The following is a 20,452-nucleotide window of genomic DNA, read 5'->3' on the forward strand; positions in this document are numbered from 1 at the left end:
ATTAATCAGTATTGCAAAAATGGGGGTGACCATAGATTTTTATGGCGCGGGTGCAGTGTCTTTTTCCTTGGACTAACGTCGAAGCATTGTCTTGAAAGGCTTGTGCCGGCCCTGTGGACTGAGCAGGGTCAATCGCAAGCTGCTCCATGTTCTTCGTCAGATAAGGAATTACATGTCATTCATCCAAGCCAATCTGATCCATCTTCTGGCCGCGGTCTGGTTCGTCGTCTGCTGGGGCGGCTACACCCGTTATGCGTCGTTGAAAGCCCGCGATACGGCCTGTCTGGCCAGCGTCATGCACTTGTATCGCGAAGACTGGATGCGCCGCATGTTGCTGCGCGAAAACCGTATCGCCGACGCCAGCGTGATCGGCAACCTGGAGCGCAACGCGTCCTTCTTCGCCTCAAGCACGCTGATCATCCTGGCGGGCATCCTGACGGTGCTTGGGGCGTCCGATCGTGCGGTGTCGTTGTTGGCCGACTTGCCGATGGTGCAGCAGGCGTCCCAAGGCATGTCCGAGGCCAAGTTGCTGTGCCTGGCGCTGGTGTTTGTGTATGCCTTCTTCACCTTCAGCTGGTGCATGCGCCAATACAACTTCGCGGCGGTTCTGGTGGGATCGGCGCCAATGATCGGCGAGCGACATGTATCGGCGCAGGAACGCAAGGCCTTCGCGCTCAGGGCGGCGCGGGTGATCTCCATGGCGGCCAACCAGTTCAATTTTGGCCTGCGCGCTTATTATTTCGGCATGACCATGTTGGCGTGGTTCGTCAGCCCCTGGTTGTTCATGTTGATGAGTGCAGGCGTGGTGTTGGTGCTGTACCGCCGGGAGTTTCATTCCGACGTGCTGCAGGTCATGGTTTACACCCCCACCGAAGCGCCATTGCCTGATATAAGCAAGGACCCGGCCTGACAGGACGGTCACTACCAAATTGCAGACAAAAGAAAACCCGCGCCAGGCGGGTTTCTTTTAAGCCCAAACCGTATCAGTTGGTAGCTGGTGCGGTGGCGGGCGCTGTTGCAGGTGCTTGTTCCTGTGTAGCAGCTTCGTTCGATTCGGCCTGATCTTTGGCGGCTTCGGCGTTTTCTTTCGCTGCGTCGTTCACTTTATCCTGTGCTTCGTTCATTTTTTCCTGAGCTTGCTCAGAGTGTTCGGCGGCATCTTGAGCTTTGTCCTCGGATTTTTTATCGCAGGCAGCGAGACCGAGGGAGGCGGCCAACATCAAGGCAATAGCTAAAGTCTTACGCATGGGGTGTTTCTCCTTATGGAAATAACTACTGGCCTTTTGAACGCCCCCCCTTGGATTAAGTTCCTCTTTTGCTACAGATATATAACTTTGCATGGGAACGGAACTTTACAGGGCATGCTCGTTACCGCGACTGCTCATTAATAAAGGCGTTAAATCCAATGGCGCAAGACCCCGTTTTTGAGCGTGCGACACGCTTTCTGTCCGCACTGCGACATTGTCAGGTGCTGGGCTTGAAGTTGCACAGTGCCAGTCCCGAGGGGCTGACCGTGATCCTGCCTTACAGCCCCCAGATCGTCGGCAACCCCCTTACGGGCATCATCCATGGTGGCGCGTTGACCTCATTGATGGACACGGCGTGTGGCATGTCGACGTTGTGCGTGTTGCCGCAGTTCGAGGTCTGTCCGACCCTGGATCTGCGCATCGACTACATGCACGCCGCTGAGCCGAACAAGGACGTCTATGGCTTTGCCCAATGCTATCGGGTCACTCAGGACGTGATCTTCAGCCGTGGATTTGCCTATCAGGACGACCCCGAACAACCCATCGCCCATGTGGTGGGCACCTTCATGCGCCTGGGCCAGCACGCCAAGGGAATCAAAAGGGGTGGCCCGATGGCTGCCGTAGACAAGCCATGAGCGATATCACTCAGGAACAACTGCGCCACGCCTGCGAGCGGGGCGACTACGCGCTGCTGCTGGCCTCGATTCCTTATGCGCGGTTGATCGGCGTGGAATGCTCGCGTCAGGGCGAGGAGCTGCTGTTTCGCCTGCCGGCCAACCAGGACAACATTGGTAACCCTTTATTGCCGGCCATCCACGGCGGCGTCATCGCCGGTTTCATGGAGTTGTCGGCCGCGGTGTATCTGTTGATTGCCACCCGTGCGACGGGCGTGCCGAAAATCATCGATTTCTCCCTGGATTACCTGCGCGCCGGGCAGTTTCGCGACACTTATGCCAGATGCCAGGTCTGGCGGCAGGGGCGCCGGGTAGCCAATGTTGCGATCACCGCCTGGCAGGATCTAGAGGCCGAACCCATTGCCACCGCCCGGGCGCATTTCAAGATTCAGGAGTCTTCAAAAGCGCATAGCCCTTGAAATCATCAGCGTTGCCCCCACCTTGAGGACATCCCGCCGCCAATCTCTGCGAGGCGGACACCACCATCCACTTGGAGTTTGATGACCATGAGCGTGGAAACTCAAAAGGAAACCCTGGGCTTCCAGACCGAGGTGAAGCAACTGCTGCACCTGATGATTCACTCGCTGTATTCGAATAAGGAAATTTTCCTTCGCGAGCTGATTTCGAACGCCTCTGACGCTGTCGACAAATTACGTTTCGAAGCCCTGTCCAAGCCAGAGTTGCTGGAAGGCGGCGCCGAACTGAAAATCCGCGTGAGCTTCGACAAGGACGCCAAGACCGTCACCCTCGAAGACAACGGCATCGGCATGAGTCGCGAAGAGGTGATCACTCACCTGGGCACCATCGCCAAGTCCGGCACCGCCGATTTCATGAAGAACCTCTCCGGCGACCAGAAAAAAGACTCCCACCTCATTGGCCAGTTCGGTGTCGGTTTCTATTCCGCGTTTATCGTCGCTGATCAGGTGGAAGTGTTCAGCCGTCGTGCCGGCCTCGCTGCGAGCGAAGGCGTGCATTGGTCGTCCAAGGGCGAGGGCGAGTTTGAAGTCGCCACCGTCGACAAGGCTGATCGCGGTACCCGCATTGTGCTGCACCTCAAGTCCGGTGAAGACGAGTTCGCCGATGGCTGGCGCCTGCGCAACATCATCAAGAAGTACTCCGACCATATCGCGTTGCCGATCGAGCTGCCGAAGGAAGTCGCCGCTGCCGAAGGCGAAGAAAAGCCCGAAGTGGAATGGGAAACCGTCAACCGCGCCAGTGCCCTGTGGACCCGTCCGCGCACTGAGGTGAAGGACGAGGAATACCAGGAGTTCTACAAGCACGTCGCCCATGACTACGAGAACCCGCTGAGCTGGAGCCACAACAAGGTCGAAGGCAAGCTGGAGTACAACTCGCTGTTGTACGTGCCGGCCCGTGCGCCGTTCGACCTGTACCAGCGCGAAGCACCACGCGGCCTGAAGCTGTACGTGCAGCGTGTGTTCGTGATGGACCAGGCCGAATCGTTCCTGCCGCTGTACCTGCGTTTCATCAAGGGCGTGGTCGATTCCAATGACCTGTCCCTGAACGTTTCGCGGGAAATCCTGCAGAAAGACCCGATCATTGACTCCATGAAGTCGGCGCTGACCAAGCGTGTTCTGGACATGCTGGAAAAACTGGCGAAAAACGAGCCCGAGCAGTACAAGAGCTTCTGGAAGAACTTCGGCCAGGTGATGAAGGAAGGCCCTGCCGAGGACTTCGCCAACAAAGAAAAAATCGCTGGCCTGCTGCGCTTTGCTTCGACCCAGGGTGACGATGGCGAACAGATCGTTGGTCTGGCCGATTATCTGGCCCGCGCCAAGGAAGGTCAGGACAAGATCTACTACCTGACCGGTGAAACTTATGCACAGGTCAAGAACAGCCCGCACCTGGAAGTTTTCCGCAAGAAAGGCATCGAAGTGCTGCTGCTGACCGACCGCATCGACGAATGGCTGATGAGCTACCTCAGCGAGTTCGACGGCAAGAGCTTTGTCGACGTGGCCCGTGGTGATCTGGACCTGGGTAACCTGGATTCGGAAGAAGACAAGAAAGCCGCCGAAGAAGTTGCCAAGAGCAAGGAAGGCCTGGTTGAGCGGATCAAGACTGCCCTGGGCGATGCCGTCAGCGAAGTGCGGGTTTCTCACCGCCTGACGGACTCCCCGGCGATCCTGGCCATCGGTGAACAGGACCTGGGCTTGCAGATGCGGCAGATCCTTGAAGCCAGCGGCCAGAAAGTCCCGGACTCCAAGCCGATCTTCGAATTCAACCCGGCTCACCCGCTGGTGGATAAGCTCGACAACGAGCAGAGCGAAGAGCGTTTCGGCGACCTGTCGCACATCCTGTTCGATCAGGCCGCCCTGGCGGCGGGTGACAGCCTGAAGGACCCGGCGGCCTATGTGCGCCGCCTGAACAAGCTGTTGGTTGAACTGTCAGCTTAATCAAGTGCAGGAAAAACCCGCTTCGGCGGGTTTTTTCATTTCTGGTGTTCCGTTTCAAGAGGAGTCCGTCATGAGTCAGGTTACGGTTAGTTCGCTGGAGTATCAGATCGATGGTCGAACCTATGAGGGCCGCCTGGCCTTCGACGTTAGCCAGCAGGGCTCGCGCCCGGGTTTGCTGATGGCGCCCAATTGGATGGGCGTAGGGGCAGGGGCCGAGGAAATCGCCAGGTCAGTGGCGGCCAACGGCTATGTTGTGTTGATCGCCGATCTTTACGGCCAGGACGTGCGCCCGACCAATGCCGATGAAGCCGGGGCTGCGATGATGCCGCTCAAGAATGATCGTGCCTTGTTGCGCAAGCGCATGCAGGCGGCATTCGAGCAACTGCAAAGTCAGAGTGAGGCGCAGGTCGATGCGTCGAGACTTGCTACGTTCGGTTTCTGCTTCGGCGGCTGCTGCTCCCTGGAGCTAGCACGCACAGGCGCACCGTTGAAGGCCGCTATTTCGTTCCATGGCACCCTGGACACACCCAATCCGGCGGATGCGCAGAACATCAAGGGGGCGGTGCTGGTCATGCATGGCGCCTCGGACCCATTGGTGCCCAAGGAGCAACTGCCGGCTTTCGAAGACGAAATGAACGCCGCCGGGGTGGATTGGCAACTGCTGAGCTACGGTGGTGCGGTGCATTCGTTCACCGATCCACAGGCCAATGTCCCGGGCAAGATGATGTACGACGCCAAGGTTGCCGCACGGGCGTTCCGGTCGATGCATAATTTGCTGGATGAAGTGCTCAGGGGCTGAGATCGGGCCTGGTGCTGAATAGGCTGTCGCCTGCCAGACTGCTATCGCGAGCAGGCTCGCTCCCACATTTGACCGAGGTGTTCGCGCCATTTGCGAATGGCAACGATCCAGTGTGGGAGCGAGCCTGCTCGCGATGGCGGCCTGTCAGACACCGCTGAATTCAGGGCAATTCGATCCGCTCACTTTCCCCCGGCACGGTCGGCCAGTCCCCGGCCGCCCAACGCCGGCGGGCTTCGTCTATTCGCGCCGGATCACTGGAGACGAAATTCCAGTTGATCCGACGTGGCCCATCCAGCGGCGCGCCGCCGAACAGCACCGCATGGCAGTCGCTGTCGGCGAACAGTGTCATTTGTTCCCCGGCCGGGAGCACCACCAACGAGTGGCGCTCCAGCGGTTTACCGTCCAGCTGCGCCTCGCCGCTGAGCACATACAGTGCCCGCTCTTCATGCTCGGTGGGAATCAGCAGGGTCGTTGCGGTTTGCAGGTTCAGTTCGGCGTACAGGGTCGGGGACAGCGTCGGCACCGGTGATTCCAGGCAAAAACCCGACCCGGCGATCATCCGGATCTTTACCCCCAGGTTATCGCTGACCGGCAGGGTGTGCGCCGGATGATGGCTGTAGTGTCCAGGCCCCTGTTCGTGGGATTGGGGCGAGGCCAACCAGACTTGCAAGCCGTGCATGACGAAGTCGCTGCCCAGCAGTGATTCGGGCGTGCGCTCGACATGGGCGATGGCGCTGCCCGACGTCATCCAGCTGACGTCCCCGGCGTCCACCACTTGATCGGAGCCAAGGCTGTCCTTGTGCTGGAGCTGCCCTTCGAACAGATAGGTGAGGGTCGACAACCCGATATGGGGATGCTGACGAATGTTCATGCCTTGACCGGCTTTGTAGGAGGTTTGCAGCATGTGGTCGAAAAAAACGAACGGTCCGACGCTGCGACACTTGGCGGACGGCAGCGGGCGAAGAATCGGCTGGCCTTCCACATCTTCTGCGCGTGGGCGAATGGTCAGGGGCGTGATCATGATGTCTTCCAGGTTGAGCAACGGATGGGCAAAGCATAACCCGCCGTGACAACTGACGGCACATGCGCCGTGAACCCGGACGCGACGGTCGGGGTCTATCCTGTTCATAACTTTCTGGAGTCCGCCCGTGCCCATGACCCGTCTGATCTTCGCCTGGCTGCTGGCCGTTTCGAGCAGTGGCGTCATGGCCCGCGAATATGCCTACAGCGATGCACACCTGCATTACGTCGATTTCTTTCAGGAAACCGCCGGCATGCCCGAGTTACTGAAGGCGATGGCCGACAATCGCATCGAGCATGTGATGATTTCAGGCATACCGGTGGCCAAGAAATGGCATGAGGATGAGCCCAAGCGCCCGCGTTACTACGCCGGTGACGATGCGGACGCCTATTGGTACAGCGCCACCGATGTAATTGTCGCGGCGGCGGTGAGCAAGTTGACCGCTGAACAACGCCAGCACTTTCATCCTTTTTTGTCCGGTTTCAACCCCAACGACAAAAACTCCGCCATGCACATCCAGCGCATGCTCGATCTGTATCCGGGTTTGTGGCAAGGCATTGGTGAGGTGTTCACCCGCCATGACGACCTGACGGCACTGACGTCGGGGGACACCCCGCGGGCCAACAACGAGGCCATGACGCGGATCTATCACCTGGCGGCGGAGAACGATCTGCCGGTGCTGCTGCACTCCAACATCACCTCCAAGCGTGAGAAAAACGCGCTGTATTTGCCGGAAATTGAAGAGCCGTTGCGCAACCATCCCCACACGCGGTTCATTTGGGCCCATGCCGGCACCAGCATGGAGATCCATCGTCACCAGACGCGGCTGGATTTTCTGTTGCCGACACTGACCCGGATGCTGGAGACCTATCCGAACCTGTACATCGACCTGTCCTGGAGCGTGCTCACGCCTTACCTGCTGGACGAGGCGGGCAAACCCCGCGAGGCGTGGCTCAAGCTGGTGGAGCGCTTCCCGGAGCGTTTTATGTTGGGGTCGGATGTAGTGGGGCGTTTCGACAATGTCGGTAAGGAATTACGCAGCTTCGATCCGTTCCTGGATGCGTTGCCGGAAGAGGTGGCGAAGAACGTAGCTCGGGATAATTTCCTGGCGGTGTTGTGTGGGAGCAAGGCTTGCCCGCAATGAAGGTATTGCAATTTCGCAATTGAGGGCGCCTGCAGCGCGAGCAAGCTTTGCTCCCACAGAAGCTCTCAGTGCACAAGGTGACCATCGCCTTGTCATCAGCCTGTCACCGCCGCGTCATACCCTCGCGCTCATCACAATCAAGGAGCGCACTATGCACCTCACCCGTTCAAGCGCACTGGTCGCGCTGTTGTCGGTCTGCGGCCTGGCCCAGGCGGAAGTCCGTGTCGAAGGCCCGGTGGAGTACGGTATCTTCGAAGGGCCCCAAGCCGAACTGCAATCAGGGGAGCGGGTTCTGCGCCGCAGCAACGAGCAGATCCGGCAGACTGAAAGTGTACCGGCCAAGCTGGGCACCAAATTTGGCTTGCGCTACCGCTTGGCGGGCAAGGTGGCTGACGACCAGCCTTTGACCCTGTTGTATTTCACCCCAGGCATTCGCACCCCCGATGGCGTGCGCCACGATAAATTCGAAGTCACCCAGAAACTGGTGCCCGGTGCACCGCAGGATGTGATGGCCTACGAGTTCACCGAAAGCCACGAAGTGGTGCCGGGGGAGTGGCGGTTCATGGTGTTCCAGGGCGATCGATTGCTGGCGCAGCAACGGTTTATCGTGCGCTGAATCTGTGAGAGCCAGCCTGCTCGCGATAGCAATCTGTCAGCCAACATAGATGTTGAATGTCAGGGCCTCATCGCGAGCAGGCTCGCTCCCACAAGGGAATTATCCACAGGGAATGTGGTGTGCAGAGCAGCCAAAAAAAACGCCCCGAACCAGTCGGGGCGTTTTTGTGTGTGGCGTTGCGGCGGGGCTTACTTGCCCTGCCAGCGCTTCAATACCAGGGTGGCGTTGGTGCCGCCGAAGCCGAAGCTGTTGCTCATCACGGTGTCGATCTTGGCGTCTTCGCGAGTCTTGGTCAGGATCGGCAGGTCGGCCACTTCCGGGTCCAGTTCGTCGATGTTGGCCGAGCCGGCGATGAAGTTGCCTTCCATCATCAACATGCAGTAGATCGCTTCGTGAACGCCCGCGGCGCCCAGGGAGTGACCCGACAGGCTCTTGGTGGAGCTGATGGCCGGGGCGTTGGCACCGAACACTTCGCGCACGCCTTTCATTTCCGCAACGTCACCGACCGGGGTCGAAGTGCCGTGGGTGTTCAGGTAGTCGATGGGCGTGTCGACGGTGGACATGGCCATCTGCATGCAGCGGATGGCGCCTTCGCCGCTTGGGGCGACCATGTCATAGCCATCGGAAGTGGCGCCGTAGCCGACGATTTCCGCGTAGATTTTCGCGCCACGGGCCAGAGCGTGTTCCAGCTCCTCGACCACCACCATGCCGCCGCCGCCAGCGATGACGAAGCCGTCACGGTCGGCATCGTAGGCGCGGGAAGCTTTTTCCGGGGTGTCGTTGCGCTTGCTGGACAGGGCGCCCATGGCGTCGAACAGGAACGACTGGCTCCAGTGTTCTTCTTCACCACCGCCGGCGAACACGATGTCCTGCTTGCCCATCTGGATCTGCTCCATGGCAGTACCGATGCAGTGCGCACTGGTGGCGCAGGCAGAGGCGATGGAGTAGTTCAGGCCCTTGATCTTGAATGGCGTGGCCAGGCAGGCGGAAACGGTGCTGCTCATGGTCCGAGTGACGCGGTACGGGCCGACGCGCTTGACGCCTTTTTCGCGCAGGATGTCCAGCGCTTCCATCTGGTTCAAGGTCGAGGCACCACCGGAACCGGCGATCAGGCCGGTGCGCGGGTTGGACACCTGCTCTTCGGTCAGGCCGGAGTCAGCGATGGCGTCCTTCATGGCCAGGTAGGCGTAAGCCGCCGCATGGCCGACGAAACGGTAGATCTTGCGATCGATCAGCTCTTCGAGGGGAAGGTCAATGGAGCCGGAAACCTGGCTACGCAGACCCATTTCGGCATATTCCGGATTGAACCGGATGCCAGGGCGACTTGCACGCAGGTTAGCGGAGACGGTCTCTTTGTCATTGCCCAGGCACGAAACGATGCCCAGACCAGTGATAACGACGCGGCGCATGCGGATAACCCTTAGAAGTTGTCAGTGGAGGTGAAAACGCCGACCCGAAGGCCTTCGGCGGTGTAGATCTCGCGACCATCCACAGCCACTGAACCATCGGCAATGGCCATGTTCAGCTTGCCCTTGAGGACGCGTTTGATATGAATGTTATAGGTAATCTTCTTCGCGCTCGGCAGAACCTGACCGAAGAACTTCACTTCGCCCGAACCCAGGGCGCGACCGCGGCCTGGCAGGCCTTGCCAGCCGAGGAAGAAACCGACCAATTGCCACATGGCATCCAGGCCCAGGCAGCCCGGCATCACCGGATCACCTTCGAAGTGGCAGGCGAAAAACCACAGGTCAGGAGTGATGTCCAGCTCGGCGACCAATTCACCTTTGCCGTACTTGCCACCCTCTTCGCTGATATGGGTGATGCGATCCACCATCAGCATGTTCGGGGCGGGCAGTTGCGCGTTACCTGGGCCGAACAGCTCACCGCGACTGCAGCGCAGCAGGTCTTCCCGAGTAAAGGCGTTTTGTTTGGTCATGCGAGCTCCTCAATAGTCCCATGCGGCAGGGTGGGGCAAATCTTCCCGGCCGATCGAAGCGTTCATGCCTCGAATCGACAGCCTACTCATAGACTATTGCGTTGTAGTGAAAGTCACAGCACACGGGAAATGAATGTACACCTGTGCACTGAAATTTTTATTCAAGCCCCAATCGGGACTTGTTCGGGTGGTTAAGACTGCCGCACTTTCGCCTTTCACGCCAGTCGCAGATGGTCGAAACGCCTGCACTAACGCACCCAGCGCTGCAGAATTTGCTGCAGATCAGCTCTTTTGAACGGTTTGGCCAGGTAATCGTTCATGCCCGCCGCGAGACAGGCTTCGCGATCGCCCTGTAGCGCATTGGCCGTCAGAGCGATGATGGGCACCTCGCCGCAGCCGGGTAACTGGCGGATCTGTCGCGTGGCTTCGTAGCCATCGATGATGGGCAACCGGCAATCCATCAGAATCGCCTCGAAAATCAGACTTTCGGCACTGCGGATGGCCTGGGCGCCGTCGGCGGCGATGCTGACGGTGAAGCCCAGGCTGCGCAGCATGGCTTCGATCACGGTCTGGTTCACCGGATTGTCTTCTACCAGCAGCACGTTGCGGCCCTCGCCATGACCGCTGCCGATGCCGTCGGGGAGCTTTGGCGCCAGGGCTATCGGTGCCTTTTTCGACAGGGCCAGAGGGATCTCCAGGGTAAACACCGACCCCTGGCCTTCTTCGCTCTGGGCGCGCAATGTGCCCCCCATGCGCTCAGCCAGGGTGCGGGCAATCGGCAGCCCCAGGCCGGTGCCACCGTAGCGCCGGGAAATCGAACTGTCGGCTTGCTGGAAGGCATCGAACATGCGCTCCAGGCTTTCGGTCGCGATCCCGATGCCGCTGTCGCGCACCGTGCAGGTAAACCACAGGAGTTCGTGATCCAGTGCCTGCCACTGGCATTGCACGGTGACGCGGCCTTGTTCGGTGAATTTCAGGGCATTGCCGATCAGGTTGACCAGGATCTGCCGGATCCGCGTCGGGTCGCCTTGCACCTGTAAGGGCTGCATGTCATCAGGGATCAGCAGGTCCAGGCCCAGCTTGCGTTGCGCGGCGCTGTGCTGGAACGACTGGGCGCAACTGGCGACCAGCTCCGCCAGATTGAACGGGATGTGTTCCAGCTCCAGGGCCGAGCGTTCGATGCGCGAGAAGTCGAGGATGTCGTTGATGACTTTCAGCAGGTGCTCGGTGGATTCGCTGGCCAGCGCCGTGTACTCGAATTGCTCCTCCGTCATTTCGGTGGTTTCCAGCAGTTGCAGCATGCCCAGTACACCGTTCATGGGGGTGCGCAGTTCATGGCTCATCATCGCCAGGAATTCGGACTTGGCGCTGTTGGCCTTCTCCGCTTCTTCCCGGGTTTTGATCAGTTGCGCCATGGCCTGGTGCTGTTCACGGCTGGCTTGCTCGAGACCGTCGGCCAGATTGTTGATATGCCGCGACAAGGCCCCCAGTTCGGCATCGTCGACGATGGGCAGCGGCGTGCCGTAGTCGCCTTGCTGGATCGCCATGACTGCGTTGCCGATGTCGCGGATCGGCCGGGACAGGTTGGACGCCAGGCGACGTGCCACCAAGAAGGTGAACAGCAGGGCGAACAGCGCCAGGATCGCGGCCTTGAGGAGGATTTCCTGCTGCCGCTGGCTGAAGGCGTCACTGGACATGCCGACGATCACCCGGCCCAGGTAATCCTCATCGGGCGCCTCGATGGTCATGCTGTTGCCTTGCAGGAAATCATTGTTCAAGGCAATGCGCTGCAGGCGAACCGGCGCCTGGAAAACTTCGATCTGCTGGGAATGCTTGCGGCCTTGCGCGGGCTGCTCGACATACACCACAACCCGGTCCTTGCTGTCTTGCACCTCCAGAAAACGCACATGAGGCGTGGCCAGGGTGGCGGTGAGCAGGCTTTCCAGCACCTCGTTATTGCCCGATATCACCCCATACTCCGTGGCCGGGGCCAGTTGGTTGGCGATCAACTGCCCGGTGTGGTTGAGTTCCTGGCGCAGGTCCTGGATTCGCACAAAAGTAAAGAAGCTGATCAACAGCACCGTCAGCAGCAAGGCCGGGCCGAGGGCGATAAGCTGGGTGCGGGTATTGATGTCCCAGCGGCGACGCAAGGTCATGGGCGTTGTTCTCCTTCGGCCAACTGTGCAGCGACGGATTCGGCGTCAATCGGCTCGATCCCCAGTGAGCGGGCGACCTGCTGGTTGCTCAGGACTTTGAAGCGGGCCGGATACAGGGTGCGGGGCCAGGTGGCGGCGGGTCGGTCCAGCAAATCGTCGAGAATTGCCAGCCAGTCCTCCTGGTCGCTGTAGGTGCTGGCCAGGCTGCCGGCCTTGACGAAAGCGGCGTTGGGCCCGATCAGCGCACGTTGCCGGGCGTAGCTGCTGAGCAACAGGTTTTTTACCGTCTTGGGGTTGTACAGATCGGGGTCGTCGAGCCCCAGCAGCACATCGCTGCGGCCCAACAGCTTTTGCAGAGGGCGGCTGTCACTGGTGTCGTCCCAGCGTTCACTCACGATCTCCAGCCCCAACGGCGTTGCTGCCTGGCGGATTTCCTTGAGCAGGAACTCGCTGTGCCCATCGAACAGCACGCCGACCCTGCGCATTTGCGGAAGGATCGCGCTAATCAGGCGCAATTGCCGCGTCAGCGGCGGATCGCTCCACAACAGGCTCAGGTGATCGGGCGTTGTCTGGCCCAGGCGGTCCCTGGCTTGTTGGCGGCTGATTCGCAGTACCAGGGTGGCGGGCCCGTGGGTTTCCTGCAGGCGCCAGTCGAGGCTGGGCAGGTCAAGCAAAATCAGGCGGACATTGCGTGGCAGTTTGCCGGGCGCCGGCAGGCTGGCCAGCGGAGTAAACCTGACGTCGTCCTCGGGGCGCAGGACTTTCAGGGCCTGGGTGAAAGACTGCACGCCAGGACTGTTACGCACGCCGGTCAGTACAATCTCGGCGGCCTGGGCCTCGATCGTTGCCAGCCAGCCTGCAAACACCAGGCACAGCGCCAGCGGCAGGCGGCCACGAAAGGGCGTCTTGCGCGATTGACCCCGGAACATTTAGAACGACAACTCCGCAGTGAAATACAGGACGTGACGGGAGTCGTAGCGGTTGTCGACAAACGTAGTGGGCTGGTTGTCGAGACGCTGTTGCAGGATGCCCGCCAGTTCCAGGTTGGCCTTGCCCAAAGAAATGCGTTTGGCCAGGCGGGTGTCGACTCGTTCAAAGCGATAGCCGTTGAGGTCGTCGGCGCCATAATAGAACACCGCGCTGTTCCAGCCTCGGCCCCAGTCCCGCAGCCAGCCGGCCGAACCGCTATTGCGGGCGGTGGGCTGTTCGTCGAGGGCGTTGCTGGCCAGCGCATCGACGTAGGCATAGGTCAGGCGCAGGCGGTCGGCGCTGGTGATGCGCCAGTCGAACTGGGTTTCGGCCCCGGAAAACTGTGATTCATTGGCGTTGCTGGCAATGTACTGATTGTTGCGCAGGGGTTCGCTGATCATGCCGGTGATTTCGTCATGGAACAGCTTCACATCGACGCTCAGCCCCAGGTTCATGAAATAACCGTTGTAGCCCAGTTCCCGGGAGCGCATGTGCTCCTGGTCCAGGTTTCCCGGCCCTCGGGTCTGGACAAAATAACGGGCACTGCTCTGGCCGAAGGCGGTGGGCTTGAGGTTGGTGACCTGATAACTCCAATTGACATTGTTCTCGAACATGTCCGGCGAGCGCACCGCCTCGGAGTACACCGCCCGCAGGCCATGGCGTGGTGTGATCAGGTAGTTGACCGCCACCCGCGGCGTCAGCGAGCTGCCGGTCAGGTGGGTGTCTTCGAACATCGCACCGCCCTGTACCAGCCAATGTTCGCTGGCCCGCCACTCCAGTTGGCCGAACAGGCGCCAAGTGGTGTCGTCCAGCGTGCCGTTGAAGTACGTCTCGGAGTCGGCCCGGTCGTAGCGATAGTTTGCCCCGGTGACCAGTCGCAGGCTGTCGGACAGGCTCAGGGTGTCCTGGATTTCCAGGTCGTAGCGCGACTCACGGGCGCTCTGGTCGATATCGCCGCACAAGGTTTGCGAGGCGCCGTTGCGCCATTGATCGAGCACCTGATTGGCCAGCGCCTGTTCTTGCGGGGTGCCGGGCGGCGCACCGGTGCCGGTGAAGCTGGGAATATTGCGCGCCAGCTTCTCGGCGTAGTTAGGGTTGAGCAACCACAGATCGGTCAACTGCGGGCTGAAGGAGACCTCGGCATCGCAGGCGCGCCAGGTCTGCTGGCGATCCCAATGCTGGAGCGAGCCTTGTACATAAAGGCTGTGGTTGGGGTTCAGGTCCAGGTTCCAGCGCAGCGAACCGGCGTAGTCCTTGGCGACGACATCGGAGTTATCCCCGGCGGCCGTAATCCCGGCGAACACTGGACGGTAGGTATAAGGCCGCTGATTGGTCCCGTCCTTGGCGTTCAGTTGCCAGTCGATGCTCTGCTGTTCGTTCAGGGTCTGGCTGACGGACAGGTTGAAACGGTTCAAGCGTCGACTGTCGCGGTAATCGGCGCCGGTGCGGTTGCTGTCAAAGCCGTCGTCTTCCTGGCCGGACAGTGACAGCCGCAGGTCACCGCTCTCCCAACCGCTGCCCTGGCTGGCGTACCAGTCGCTGATGCCACGCTGGCCTCGGGTGATTTTCAGGCGGGTGCCGTGGCTGTCGGCCGGAGCGCGGGTGATGATATTGACCACCGCCATCAGTGCATTGGCGCCGTAGCTGACGGTGTTGGGGCCGCGGAAAACTTCGATCCGCTCGATGTCTTCCATGGCCACTGGAATATCGCTCCAGTCCACCGTGGCCAGGCCGGCGCGATACACCGAACGGCCATCGATCAGCACCTGCATGCGCCGCGCTTCGGTGGCGTTGGTGCCGTGGTAGTTCACGGCGGCCTGGTTCCCGCTGATATTACCGACCATCATGCCCGGCACCAGGCGCAGCAGTTCGCTGATGTCCCGGGCGCCACTGGCCTTGATCAATTCGCTGTCCAGCACGGTCATGCTGCCGGGGACCGCCGCCGGCGATTGTTTCAGGCGCGTGGCCGTCAACACTTGGGGCAGGGGCTGACTGTCGACGAACAAGTCGTCGGCCAGCACTGGCGGGCTGATGAACAGCGCCAATACGAGCGACGAACCTGAACGGGAAGGGCCAACGAACACGGCACAGCCTTTGATTAGGGAAAGGATGGCCGGCATGTTAACTGAGGTGAGCGACTTTTCCATTCACGTTGACAGCATTTTCCTAGGAATTGATGGTCAGCTTCCTACAACTGCCGGTAATTGTAGTCGGGGCTGGTCGCGGTGTGGCCGCTCCGTATAATGCCCGGCATTGCCACTTGGTATGGATGAACGGATTGCATATGACTGAACAGCGCCCGATTGCGGTCCTGGGGGGCGGGAGTTTCGGTACCGCCGTGGCCAATCTGCTGGCCGAGAACGGCCACCCGGTGCGGCAATGGATGCGTGACCCGGAGCAGGCCGAGGCCATCCGGGTCAATCGCGAGAACCCGCGTTACCTCAAGGGCATCAAGATCCGCCCTGAAGTTGAACCGGTGACTGATTTGCAGGCCACCTTGCAGGACTGCGACCTGTTTTTCGTCGCCTTGCCGTCCAGCGCCCTGCGCTCGGTCCTGGCGCCCCATGCCGAACGCTTGAGCGGCAAATTGCTGGTGAGCCTGACCAAGGGGATCGAAGCCCAGACCTTCAAGCTGATGAGCGAGATTCTCGAAGAAATCGCCCCAAAGGCTCGAATCGGTGTGATTTCCGGGCCGAACCTGGCGCGCGAGATCGCCGAGCATGCGCTGACCGCCACCGTGGTCGCCAGTGAAGACGAAGAACTGTGCCAGCGGGTCCAGGCCGCGCTGCATGGGCGAACCTTCCGGGTCTACGCCAGTGCCGACCGTTTCGGTGTGGAACTGGGCGGGGCGCTGAAGAACGTCTATGCCATCATCGCCGGCATGGCGGTGGCGCTGGGCATGGGGGAGAACACCAAAAGCATGCTGATTACCCGGGCGCTGGCGGAAATGACCCGTTTTGCCGTCAGCCAGGGTGCCAATCCGATGACCTTCCTGGGGTTGGCCGGGGTCGGCGATTTGATCGTCACCTGTTCCTCGCCTAAAAGCCGCAACTACCAGGTCGGTTTCGCCCTCGGTCAGGGGTTGAGCCTGGACGAGGCTGTGTCGCGCCTGGGTGAAGTGGCCGAAGGAGTGAATACGCTCAAGGTGCTCAAGGCCAAGTCTCAGGAGTCCGGGGTCTACATGCCACTGGTCGCGGGGCTGCATGCGATTCTGTTCGAAGGGCGCACGCTGGAGCAGGTGATCGAACTGTTGATGCGCGGCGAGCCCAAGACCGACGTCGATTTCATTTCCACCAGTGGCTTCAACTGAGCCTCTATTGATCAGAAGCGGGAGCAAACCATGAGCGATCCAAAAGAGCAGGCCCGATACGAGTCCATCCTGCTGCGTGTGTTGTGGATGGTGATTTACCTGCTGGTCTGGCAGGTGGCGCAGTTCATCCTGGGCGCGGTGGTATTGGTGCAACTGATCTACCGGCTGATCTATGGCGCGCCCAGTGCCAGCCTGATGAACTTTGGTGACAGCCTGAGCCAGTTCCTGGCGCAGATCGGCCGTTTCGGCACCTTCCACAGCGACCAGAAACCCTGGCCATTCGCTGACTGGCCCACCCCGCGCACGCCGGAAGGTGAAGCGCCTCACGTGGTGGCGCCGGCTCCGCATCCGGTCCGGGACGAGGAGCCCAAGCTATGAAATTGTGGGTATTGCGTCATGGGGAAGCCGAGCCATACGGTGCCCGTCCCGACCCTGAGCGGGCGCTGACCGCTCACGGTCGCGAAGAAGCACTGCGCAGTGCCGCCGCGCTGATCGGCCAGCCGCTGAGCGCCATTTATGCCAGCCCGTACCTGCGCGCCCAACAGACCGCCCAACTGGTGCGCGAAGCCTTGGGCTTCGCGCCTGAGTTGATCACTGTTGATTGGCTCACGCCGGAAACCCGCCCGCAAAAAGTCCTGGAACAGCTGGTTGATCAGGGCGACGTGCTGCTGGTCAGCCATAACCCGCTGGTGGGCAGCCTGCTGGGCTTTCTGCAACACGGTCACCTGCAACAACCCGAACAGGTTAAAACGGCTGGCCTGGCCGAGCTGGAGGGTGACCTGCCGCTGGCCGGGGCGATGCAGCTCAAGGGCATTCAGCATCCCTGAGAGGTCTCTGGTCGCAGGGTTGAGCACAACAAAAAACATAAAGGAAGGACAACGATGAGTCTGTGGCGCACCACCCCCAACATCGAGCAACTGAACGCCGCCGGTAAAAACACCATCAGCGAAGTGTTGGACATTCGTTTCGAATCTTTCGACGACGAGTCCCTGACCGCCAGCATGGTGGTCGATCACCGCACCCACCAGCCATTCGGCCTGTTGCATGGCGGTGCATCGGTGGTGCTGGCTGAAACGGTCGGGTCCATGGCGGCCTATCTGTGCGTGGACACCAGCAAGTTCTATTGCGTGGGCCTGGAGATCAATGCCAACCACTTGCGTGCTGTGCGCAGCGGTCGGGTGACGGCCACGGCCCGGATGGTCCATCTGGGCCGCACCACCCAGGTCTGGGATATCCGCCTGACCAACGACGAAGGCAAAGTCAACTGCGTGTCGCGCCTGACCATGGCCGTGGTGCCGCTGGGTGAACAGCCGCCGGCGCGTTGAAACCCGAATGCATGTTTGTGACTGATGGGCCGCTCTTGTGGCGAGGGAGCAAGCTCCCTCGCCACGGGTTTACATCGCTCATACAACGCCATAGCCCAAGCCCGACTGTCATCATTGCTGTCAGTTACGGTCATTGCCGCGCCACCGGGATGTGCGGACAATCGGTTCCAGTTTCCCCATGGATCCACTGTCATGTCGCAACAGGTGTTTTTCGCCCACGCCAATGGTTTTCCCTCGGCCACTTACGGCAAGCTGTTCGCCGCGCTGGCGCCGCAGTACGAGGTCGCGCATCTGGAATTGCACGGCCATGACCCGCGTTTTCCGGCAGACGATAACTGGCACAACCTGGTGGACGAGCTCATCCATCACCTGGAACAACAACCTGAACCGGTGTGGGGCGTCGGCCATTCCCTGGGTGGCGTTCTGCATCTGCATGCCGCATTGCGCTGTCCACAGTTATATCGTGGCGTGGTAATGCTCGATTCGCCCGTGCTGACCCGCGCCGATCAGTGGGTGATCCTGGCCGCCAAGCGCCTGGGGTTCATCGATCGTCTGACTCCAGCGGGACGGACGTTGGGCCGGCGTGAAGAGTTCGCAGACCTGGAGTCGGCCCGGCAGTATTTTTCCGCCAAGACGCTGTTCCGCGGGTTTGACCCGGAATGCTTCGACGCCTACCTGCAACATGGCTTGCAGCAAGTCGGCGACCGCTTGCGGCTGCGCTTCGATCCGGCCACGGAGATCAGCATTTACCGCGGCGTGCCGCACACCAGTCCCGGCCGGGCCCGTATGCTCAAAGTGCCGTTGGCGGTGGTGCGCGGCCGGCAGAGTCGCGTGGTGATGCGCCATCACACCCGTTCGGTGGGTCGAATGCCCCATGGCGAATCCCTGAGCATGCCCGGCAGCCATATGTTTCCCCTGGAACGTCCGCAGGACACGGCCAGGTTGCTCAAGGATCTCTTTCAGCGCTGGGAAGGGCGCAGCTTATGAGTGGGGTTGAAGAAGTCCGTCTGAGCCTGCCCCACATTGAACTGGCGGCCCACCTGTTCGGGCCGGAGGATGGCCGGCCGGTGATCGCCTTGCACGGTTGGCTGGACAATGCGAACAGCTTCGCCCGGCTGGCTCCACGGCTTGAGGGCCTGCGGGTCATTGCACTGGACATGGCCGGTCACGGTCACTCCGGGCATCGCCCACCCGGTGCTGGCTATGCCCTGTGGGACTATGCCCATGATGTGCTGCAAGTCGCCGAACAACTGGGCCTGGCGCGTTTCGCCCTGCTGGGGCATTCCATGGGCGCCATCGTCTCGCTGGTGCTCGCCGGAGCCCTGCCCGACCGGGTCACGCACCTGGGGCTGATCGACGGGGTGATCCCTCCCACGGACAAAGGCGACAACGCCGCCGAACGCATGGGCATGGCCCTGCAGGCGCAGCTGGATTTGCAACAAAAACGAAAACCGGTCTACAAAACCCTCGACCGGGCCATTGAGGCCCGGATGAAAGGCCTGGTGGCGGTCAGTCGCGAAGCCGCCGAATTGCTGGCCCAGCGCGGCCTGATGCCGGTGCCGGGAGGGTACACCTGGCGCACCGACAATCGCCTGACCTTGCCATCGCCGCTTCGCCTGACCGATGAGCAGGCCATGGCCTTCGTGGCGCGAGTCGCTTGCCCCGCGCATCTGGTGGTGGCTGCTGACGGCATGCTTGCCCGACACCCCGAGTTGCTGGAGCGTCTACCCTTCAGTCATGAACGGTTGCCCGGCGGTCATCATCTGCACCTGAACGACGAGGCTGGCGCCGCGCTTGTAGCAGACTGTTTCAATCGGTTCTTCACCGTTTCTTGACTTGCGCCTGGCAACTGTCGAGGCTGGGCGGGTTGAAAAAGGGAGACAACCATGACAGATCTCTGTTTAGCGGCCTCGCAGTGCATCGATGACACCGGCCTCACCCCAGAGACCCAGGCCATGCCGATCCGATGAAATTATCCATTCATTCACTCGCCTTGCTTACGCTGGCCTGCTTCAGCCCGGCATCGTTTGCCGCCGATGTTCCCGGCAGCCGGGACCTGGAGCGGGTGCCCCGCATGCCCGACGCGCAAATTGTCGATTACCGGCAAACCACTGACCTGGAACGAATTTATCCCCTGGGTTCGATCCGCAAGATCAGCGGCCAGTTGCGCTTCGATGGGCAGGTCGATGCCCGTGGGAACACCACGTCGGTGACTTACGAACTTCCGCCGGAACACTCCGCCATCCAGGCCTTTACCGCTGCCCGCGAAGCCTTGCAGAAGCAGGACGCGCAACTGTTGTTCTGGTGCCAGGCTCGTGATTGCGGCGAAAGCAGCCTGTGGGCCAACGAAGTGTTCGGCAATGCCAAGCTCTATGGTGCCGATAACGGTCAGTCTTATCTGCTGCTGCGCCTGGCGCCGCCCGCGGACAACACACTGATTGCGCTGTATGGCATTACTCGCGGCAATCGTAAGGCTTACCTGCATGTCGAGCAGTTCGAGGCAAACGCCTCGCTGGGGAACCTGCTGCCCACATCGGCCACGCTGTTGCGCCAGCTCAAGGACACCGGCGTGCTGGACTTGCCGCGTCTGGTCGGCGAACCGGACGAAACCTGGTTGCGCCTGCTATCCCGGGCGCTGAACCTGGACACGGGTCTTCGAGTCACTGTCGCCGGACCCCAGGCCGAGGCCTGGCGGCAAGCATTGATCGATCAGGGTGTCCGGGCGGCGCGAATGGAGGCCGCCAGGGGCGATGCGGCGGGCCTGCATCTTGAGCTGCTGCGTTAAGCTGTCTCGGGTGACGTGCTTCACGCCGTCAGCCCGGCCCTGTTTTTTTTTCGAGACCT

General features: G+C 60.8%; 21 protein-coding genes. 14 read left to right on the top strand and 7 right to left on the bottom strand.

Annotated elements, in window-relative coordinates; translation table 11 throughout:
* Window positions 1-172 precede the first annotated feature (172 nt).
* Complete coding sequence (locus tag MKS85_RS07275) at window positions 173-910, top strand: DUF599 domain-containing protein (RefSeq protein WP_139049436.1); 738 nt, start codon at window positions 173-175, stop codon at window positions 908-910.
* 73 nt (window positions 911-983) lie between these two features.
* Here the strand turns inward: MKS85_RS07275 and MKS85_RS07280 are convergent, their stop codons facing one another.
* Window positions 984-1,247, bottom strand: a complete 264-nt coding sequence (locus MKS85_RS07280) for a hypothetical protein (RefSeq protein ID WP_139049437.1) — start codon at window positions 1,245-1,247, stop codon at window positions 984-986.
* A 158-nt stretch (window positions 1,248-1,405) separates the two neighbouring features.
* On the opposite strand from MKS85_RS07280, the gene MKS85_RS07285 reads away from it, so the two are divergent.
* The 4 genes from MKS85_RS07285 (at window position 1,406) to MKS85_RS07300 (ending at window position 5,131) form a co-directional block, all read left to right on the top strand.
* Window positions 1,406-1,882: a PaaI family thioesterase gene (locus MKS85_RS07285; protein WP_188252024.1), complete on the top strand. Its 477-nt coding sequence runs from the start codon at window positions 1,406-1,408 to the stop codon at window positions 1,880-1,882.
* Window positions 1,879-2,340 (top strand): PaaI family thioesterase, encoded by a 462-nt coding sequence (locus tag MKS85_RS07290; RefSeq protein ID WP_188252025.1) that lies wholly within the window; start codon window positions 1,879-1,881, stop codon window positions 2,338-2,340. The genes MKS85_RS07285 and MKS85_RS07290 overlap by 4 nt, the downstream gene beginning before the upstream one ends.
* Window positions 2,341-2,427: 87 nt before the next feature.
* On the top strand, window positions 2,428-4,332 hold the full coding sequence (htpG, locus tag MKS85_RS07295; RefSeq protein WP_047230356.1) for a molecular chaperone HtpG: 1,905 nt from the start codon (window positions 2,428-2,430) through the stop codon (window positions 4,330-4,332).
* A gap of 70 nt (window positions 4,333-4,402) precedes the next feature.
* The gene (locus tag MKS85_RS07300) at window positions 4,403-5,131 is read left to right on the top strand and encodes a dienelactone hydrolase family protein (RefSeq protein WP_188252026.1); all 729 of its coding nucleotides are present in this window, start codon (window positions 4,403-4,405) and stop codon (window positions 5,129-5,131) included.
* A 160-nt stretch (window positions 5,132-5,291) separates the two neighbouring features.
* Here MKS85_RS07300 and MKS85_RS07305 read toward each other — a convergent pair whose 3' ends face one another.
* Window positions 5,292-6,152 (bottom strand): pirin family protein, encoded by an 861-nt coding sequence (locus tag MKS85_RS07305; RefSeq protein WP_188252072.1) that lies wholly within the window; start codon window positions 6,150-6,152, stop codon window positions 5,292-5,294.
* A 133-nt stretch (window positions 6,153-6,285) separates the two neighbouring features.
* Between MKS85_RS07305 and MKS85_RS07310 the strand changes: the two genes are divergently transcribed.
* On the top strand, window positions 6,286-7,296 hold the full coding sequence (locus tag MKS85_RS07310) for an amidohydrolase family protein (RefSeq protein WP_047230335.1): 1,011 nt from the start codon (window positions 6,286-6,288) through the stop codon (window positions 7,294-7,296).
* Window positions 7,297-7,447: 151 nt separating this feature from the next.
* Entirely contained in the window at window positions 7,448-7,912 is a 465-nt protein-coding gene (locus tag MKS85_RS07315; protein ID WP_188252027.1) for a DUF3859 domain-containing protein, read from the top strand.
* Between the two features lie 188 nt (window positions 7,913-8,100).
* Here MKS85_RS07315 and fabB read toward each other — a convergent pair whose 3' ends face one another.
* From fabB to MKS85_RS07340, 5 genes are all read right to left on the bottom strand, one after another.
* Window positions 8,101-9,321 carry a beta-ketoacyl-ACP synthase I gene (gene fabB, locus MKS85_RS07320; RefSeq protein WP_188252028.1) on the bottom strand — a complete coding sequence of 407 codons (1,221 nt, stop codon included), beginning with the start codon at window positions 9,319-9,321 and terminating at the stop codon, window positions 8,101-8,103.
* An 11-nt stretch (window positions 9,322-9,332) separates the two neighbouring features.
* On the bottom strand, window positions 9,333-9,848 hold the full coding sequence (fabA, locus tag MKS85_RS07325; RefSeq protein WP_047230338.1) for a 3-hydroxyacyl-[acyl-carrier-protein] dehydratase FabA: 516 nt from the start codon (window positions 9,846-9,848) through the stop codon (window positions 9,333-9,335).
* A gap of 248 nt (window positions 9,849-10,096) precedes the next feature.
* Window positions 10,097-12,004 carry an ATP-binding protein gene (locus MKS85_RS07330; RefSeq protein WP_047230339.1) on the bottom strand — a complete coding sequence of 636 codons (1,908 nt, stop codon included), beginning with the start codon at window positions 12,002-12,004 and terminating at the stop codon, window positions 10,097-10,099.
* A complete protein-coding gene (locus MKS85_RS07335; protein ID WP_188252029.1) occupies window positions 12,001-12,933 on the bottom strand; it encodes an ABC transporter substrate-binding protein in 933 nt (310 codons plus the stop codon). Before MKS85_RS07335 ends, MKS85_RS07330 begins: the two co-directional genes overlap by 4 nt.
* The gene (locus MKS85_RS07340; RefSeq protein WP_139049441.1) at window positions 12,934-15,057 is read right to left on the bottom strand and encodes a TonB-dependent siderophore receptor; all 2,124 of its coding nucleotides are present in this window, start codon (window positions 15,055-15,057) and stop codon (window positions 12,934-12,936) included.
* Window positions 15,058-15,257: 200 nt separating this feature from the next.
* Between MKS85_RS07340 and MKS85_RS07345 the strand changes: the two genes are divergently transcribed.
* From MKS85_RS07345 to MKS85_RS07375, 7 genes are all read left to right on the top strand, one after another.
* Window positions 15,258-16,283, top strand: coding sequence for an NAD(P)H-dependent glycerol-3-phosphate dehydrogenase (locus MKS85_RS07345; RefSeq protein ID WP_047230341.1), 1,026 nt, complete (start codon window positions 15,258-15,260; stop codon window positions 16,281-16,283).
* A gap of 30 nt (window positions 16,284-16,313) precedes the next feature.
* Window positions 16,314-16,661: a DUF4389 domain-containing protein gene (locus MKS85_RS07350; protein ID WP_047230342.1), complete on the top strand. Its 348-nt coding sequence runs from the start codon at window positions 16,314-16,316 to the stop codon at window positions 16,659-16,661.
* Window positions 16,658-17,110, top strand: coding sequence for a phosphohistidine phosphatase SixA (gene sixA, locus MKS85_RS07355; RefSeq protein WP_047230343.1), 453 nt, complete (start codon window positions 16,658-16,660; stop codon window positions 17,108-17,110). The genes MKS85_RS07350 and sixA overlap by 4 nt, the downstream gene beginning before the upstream one ends.
* A gap of 54 nt (window positions 17,111-17,164) precedes the next feature.
* The gene (locus MKS85_RS07360) at window positions 17,165-17,608 is read left to right on the top strand and encodes a hotdog fold thioesterase (protein ID WP_047230344.1); all 444 of its coding nucleotides are present in this window, start codon (window positions 17,165-17,167) and stop codon (window positions 17,606-17,608) included.
* A gap of 192 nt (window positions 17,609-17,800) precedes the next feature.
* Window positions 17,801-18,595 carry an alpha/beta fold hydrolase gene (locus MKS85_RS07365; RefSeq protein WP_188252030.1) on the top strand — a complete coding sequence of 265 codons (795 nt, stop codon included), beginning with the start codon at window positions 17,801-17,803 and terminating at the stop codon, window positions 18,593-18,595.
* The gene (locus tag MKS85_RS07370; protein ID WP_047230346.1) at window positions 18,592-19,443 is read left to right on the top strand and encodes an alpha/beta hydrolase; all 852 of its coding nucleotides are present in this window, start codon (window positions 18,592-18,594) and stop codon (window positions 19,441-19,443) included. Before MKS85_RS07365 ends, MKS85_RS07370 begins: the two co-directional genes overlap by 4 nt.
* 143 nt (window positions 19,444-19,586) lie before the next feature.
* Window positions 19,587-20,393: a DUF4892 domain-containing protein gene (locus MKS85_RS07375; protein ID WP_047230358.1), complete on the top strand. Its 807-nt coding sequence runs from the start codon at window positions 19,587-19,589 to the stop codon at window positions 20,391-20,393.
* Window positions 20,394-20,452 lie beyond the last annotated feature (59 nt).

It is taken from the genome of Pseudomonas sp. JL2, from assembly GCF_031570495.1.
Classification (GTDB): Bacteria; Pseudomonadota; Gammaproteobacteria; order Pseudomonadales; family Pseudomonadaceae; genus Aquipseudomonas; species Aquipseudomonas rhizophila.

What these genes read in the sequence shown, in the direction of transcription:
- MKS85_RS07275 (WP_139049436.1), top strand. Translation starts at nt 173, where the DNA reads ATGTCATTCATCCAAGCCAATCTGATCCATCTTCTGGCCGCGGTCTGG.
- MKS85_RS07280 (WP_139049437.1), bottom strand. Translation starts at nt 1,247, where the DNA reads ATGCGTAAGACTTTAGCTATTGCCTTGATGTTGGCCGCCTCCCTCGGT.
- MKS85_RS07285 (WP_188252024.1), top strand. Translation starts at nt 1,406, where the DNA reads ATGGCGCAAGACCCCGTTTTTGAGCGTGCGACACGCTTTCTGTCCGCA.
- MKS85_RS07290 (WP_188252025.1), top strand. Translation starts at nt 1,879, where the DNA reads ATGAGCGATATCACTCAGGAACAACTGCGCCACGCCTGCGAGCGGGGC.
- htpG (WP_047230356.1), top strand. Translation starts at nt 2,428, where the DNA reads ATGAGCGTGGAAACTCAAAAGGAAACCCTGGGCTTCCAGACCGAGGTG.
- MKS85_RS07300 (WP_188252026.1), top strand. Translation starts at nt 4,403, where the DNA reads ATGAGTCAGGTTACGGTTAGTTCGCTGGAGTATCAGATCGATGGTCGA.
- MKS85_RS07305 (WP_188252072.1), bottom strand. Translation starts at nt 6,152, where the DNA reads ATGATCACGCCCCTGACCATTCGCCCACGCGCAGAAGATGTGGAAGGC.
- MKS85_RS07310 (WP_047230335.1), top strand. Translation starts at nt 6,286, where the DNA reads ATGACCCGTCTGATCTTCGCCTGGCTGCTGGCCGTTTCGAGCAGTGGC.
- MKS85_RS07315 (WP_188252027.1), top strand. Translation starts at nt 7,448, where the DNA reads ATGCACCTCACCCGTTCAAGCGCACTGGTCGCGCTGTTGTCGGTCTGC.
- fabB (WP_188252028.1), bottom strand. Translation starts at nt 9,321, where the DNA reads ATGCGCCGCGTCGTTATCACTGGTCTGGGCATCGTTTCGTGCCTGGGC.
- fabA (WP_047230338.1), bottom strand. Translation starts at nt 9,848, where the DNA reads ATGACCAAACAAAACGCCTTTACTCGGGAAGACCTGCTGCGCTGCAGT.
- MKS85_RS07330 (WP_047230339.1), bottom strand. Translation starts at nt 12,004, where the DNA reads ATGACCTTGCGTCGCCGCTGGGACATCAATACCCGCACCCAGCTTATC.
- MKS85_RS07335 (WP_188252029.1), bottom strand. Translation starts at nt 12,933, where the DNA reads ATGTTCCGGGGTCAATCGCGCAAGACGCCCTTTCGTGGCCGCCTGCCG.
- MKS85_RS07345 (WP_047230341.1), top strand. Translation starts at nt 15,258, where the DNA reads ATGACTGAACAGCGCCCGATTGCGGTCCTGGGGGGCGGGAGTTTCGGT.
- MKS85_RS07350 (WP_047230342.1), top strand. Translation starts at nt 16,314, where the DNA reads ATGAGCGATCCAAAAGAGCAGGCCCGATACGAGTCCATCCTGCTGCGT.
- sixA (WP_047230343.1), top strand. Translation starts at nt 16,658, where the DNA reads ATGAAATTGTGGGTATTGCGTCATGGGGAAGCCGAGCCATACGGTGCC.
- MKS85_RS07360 (WP_047230344.1), top strand. Translation starts at nt 17,165, where the DNA reads ATGAGTCTGTGGCGCACCACCCCCAACATCGAGCAACTGAACGCCGCC.
- MKS85_RS07365 (WP_188252030.1), top strand. Translation starts at nt 17,801, where the DNA reads ATGTCGCAACAGGTGTTTTTCGCCCACGCCAATGGTTTTCCCTCGGCC.
- MKS85_RS07370 (WP_047230346.1), top strand. Translation starts at nt 18,592, where the DNA reads ATGAGTGGGGTTGAAGAAGTCCGTCTGAGCCTGCCCCACATTGAACTG.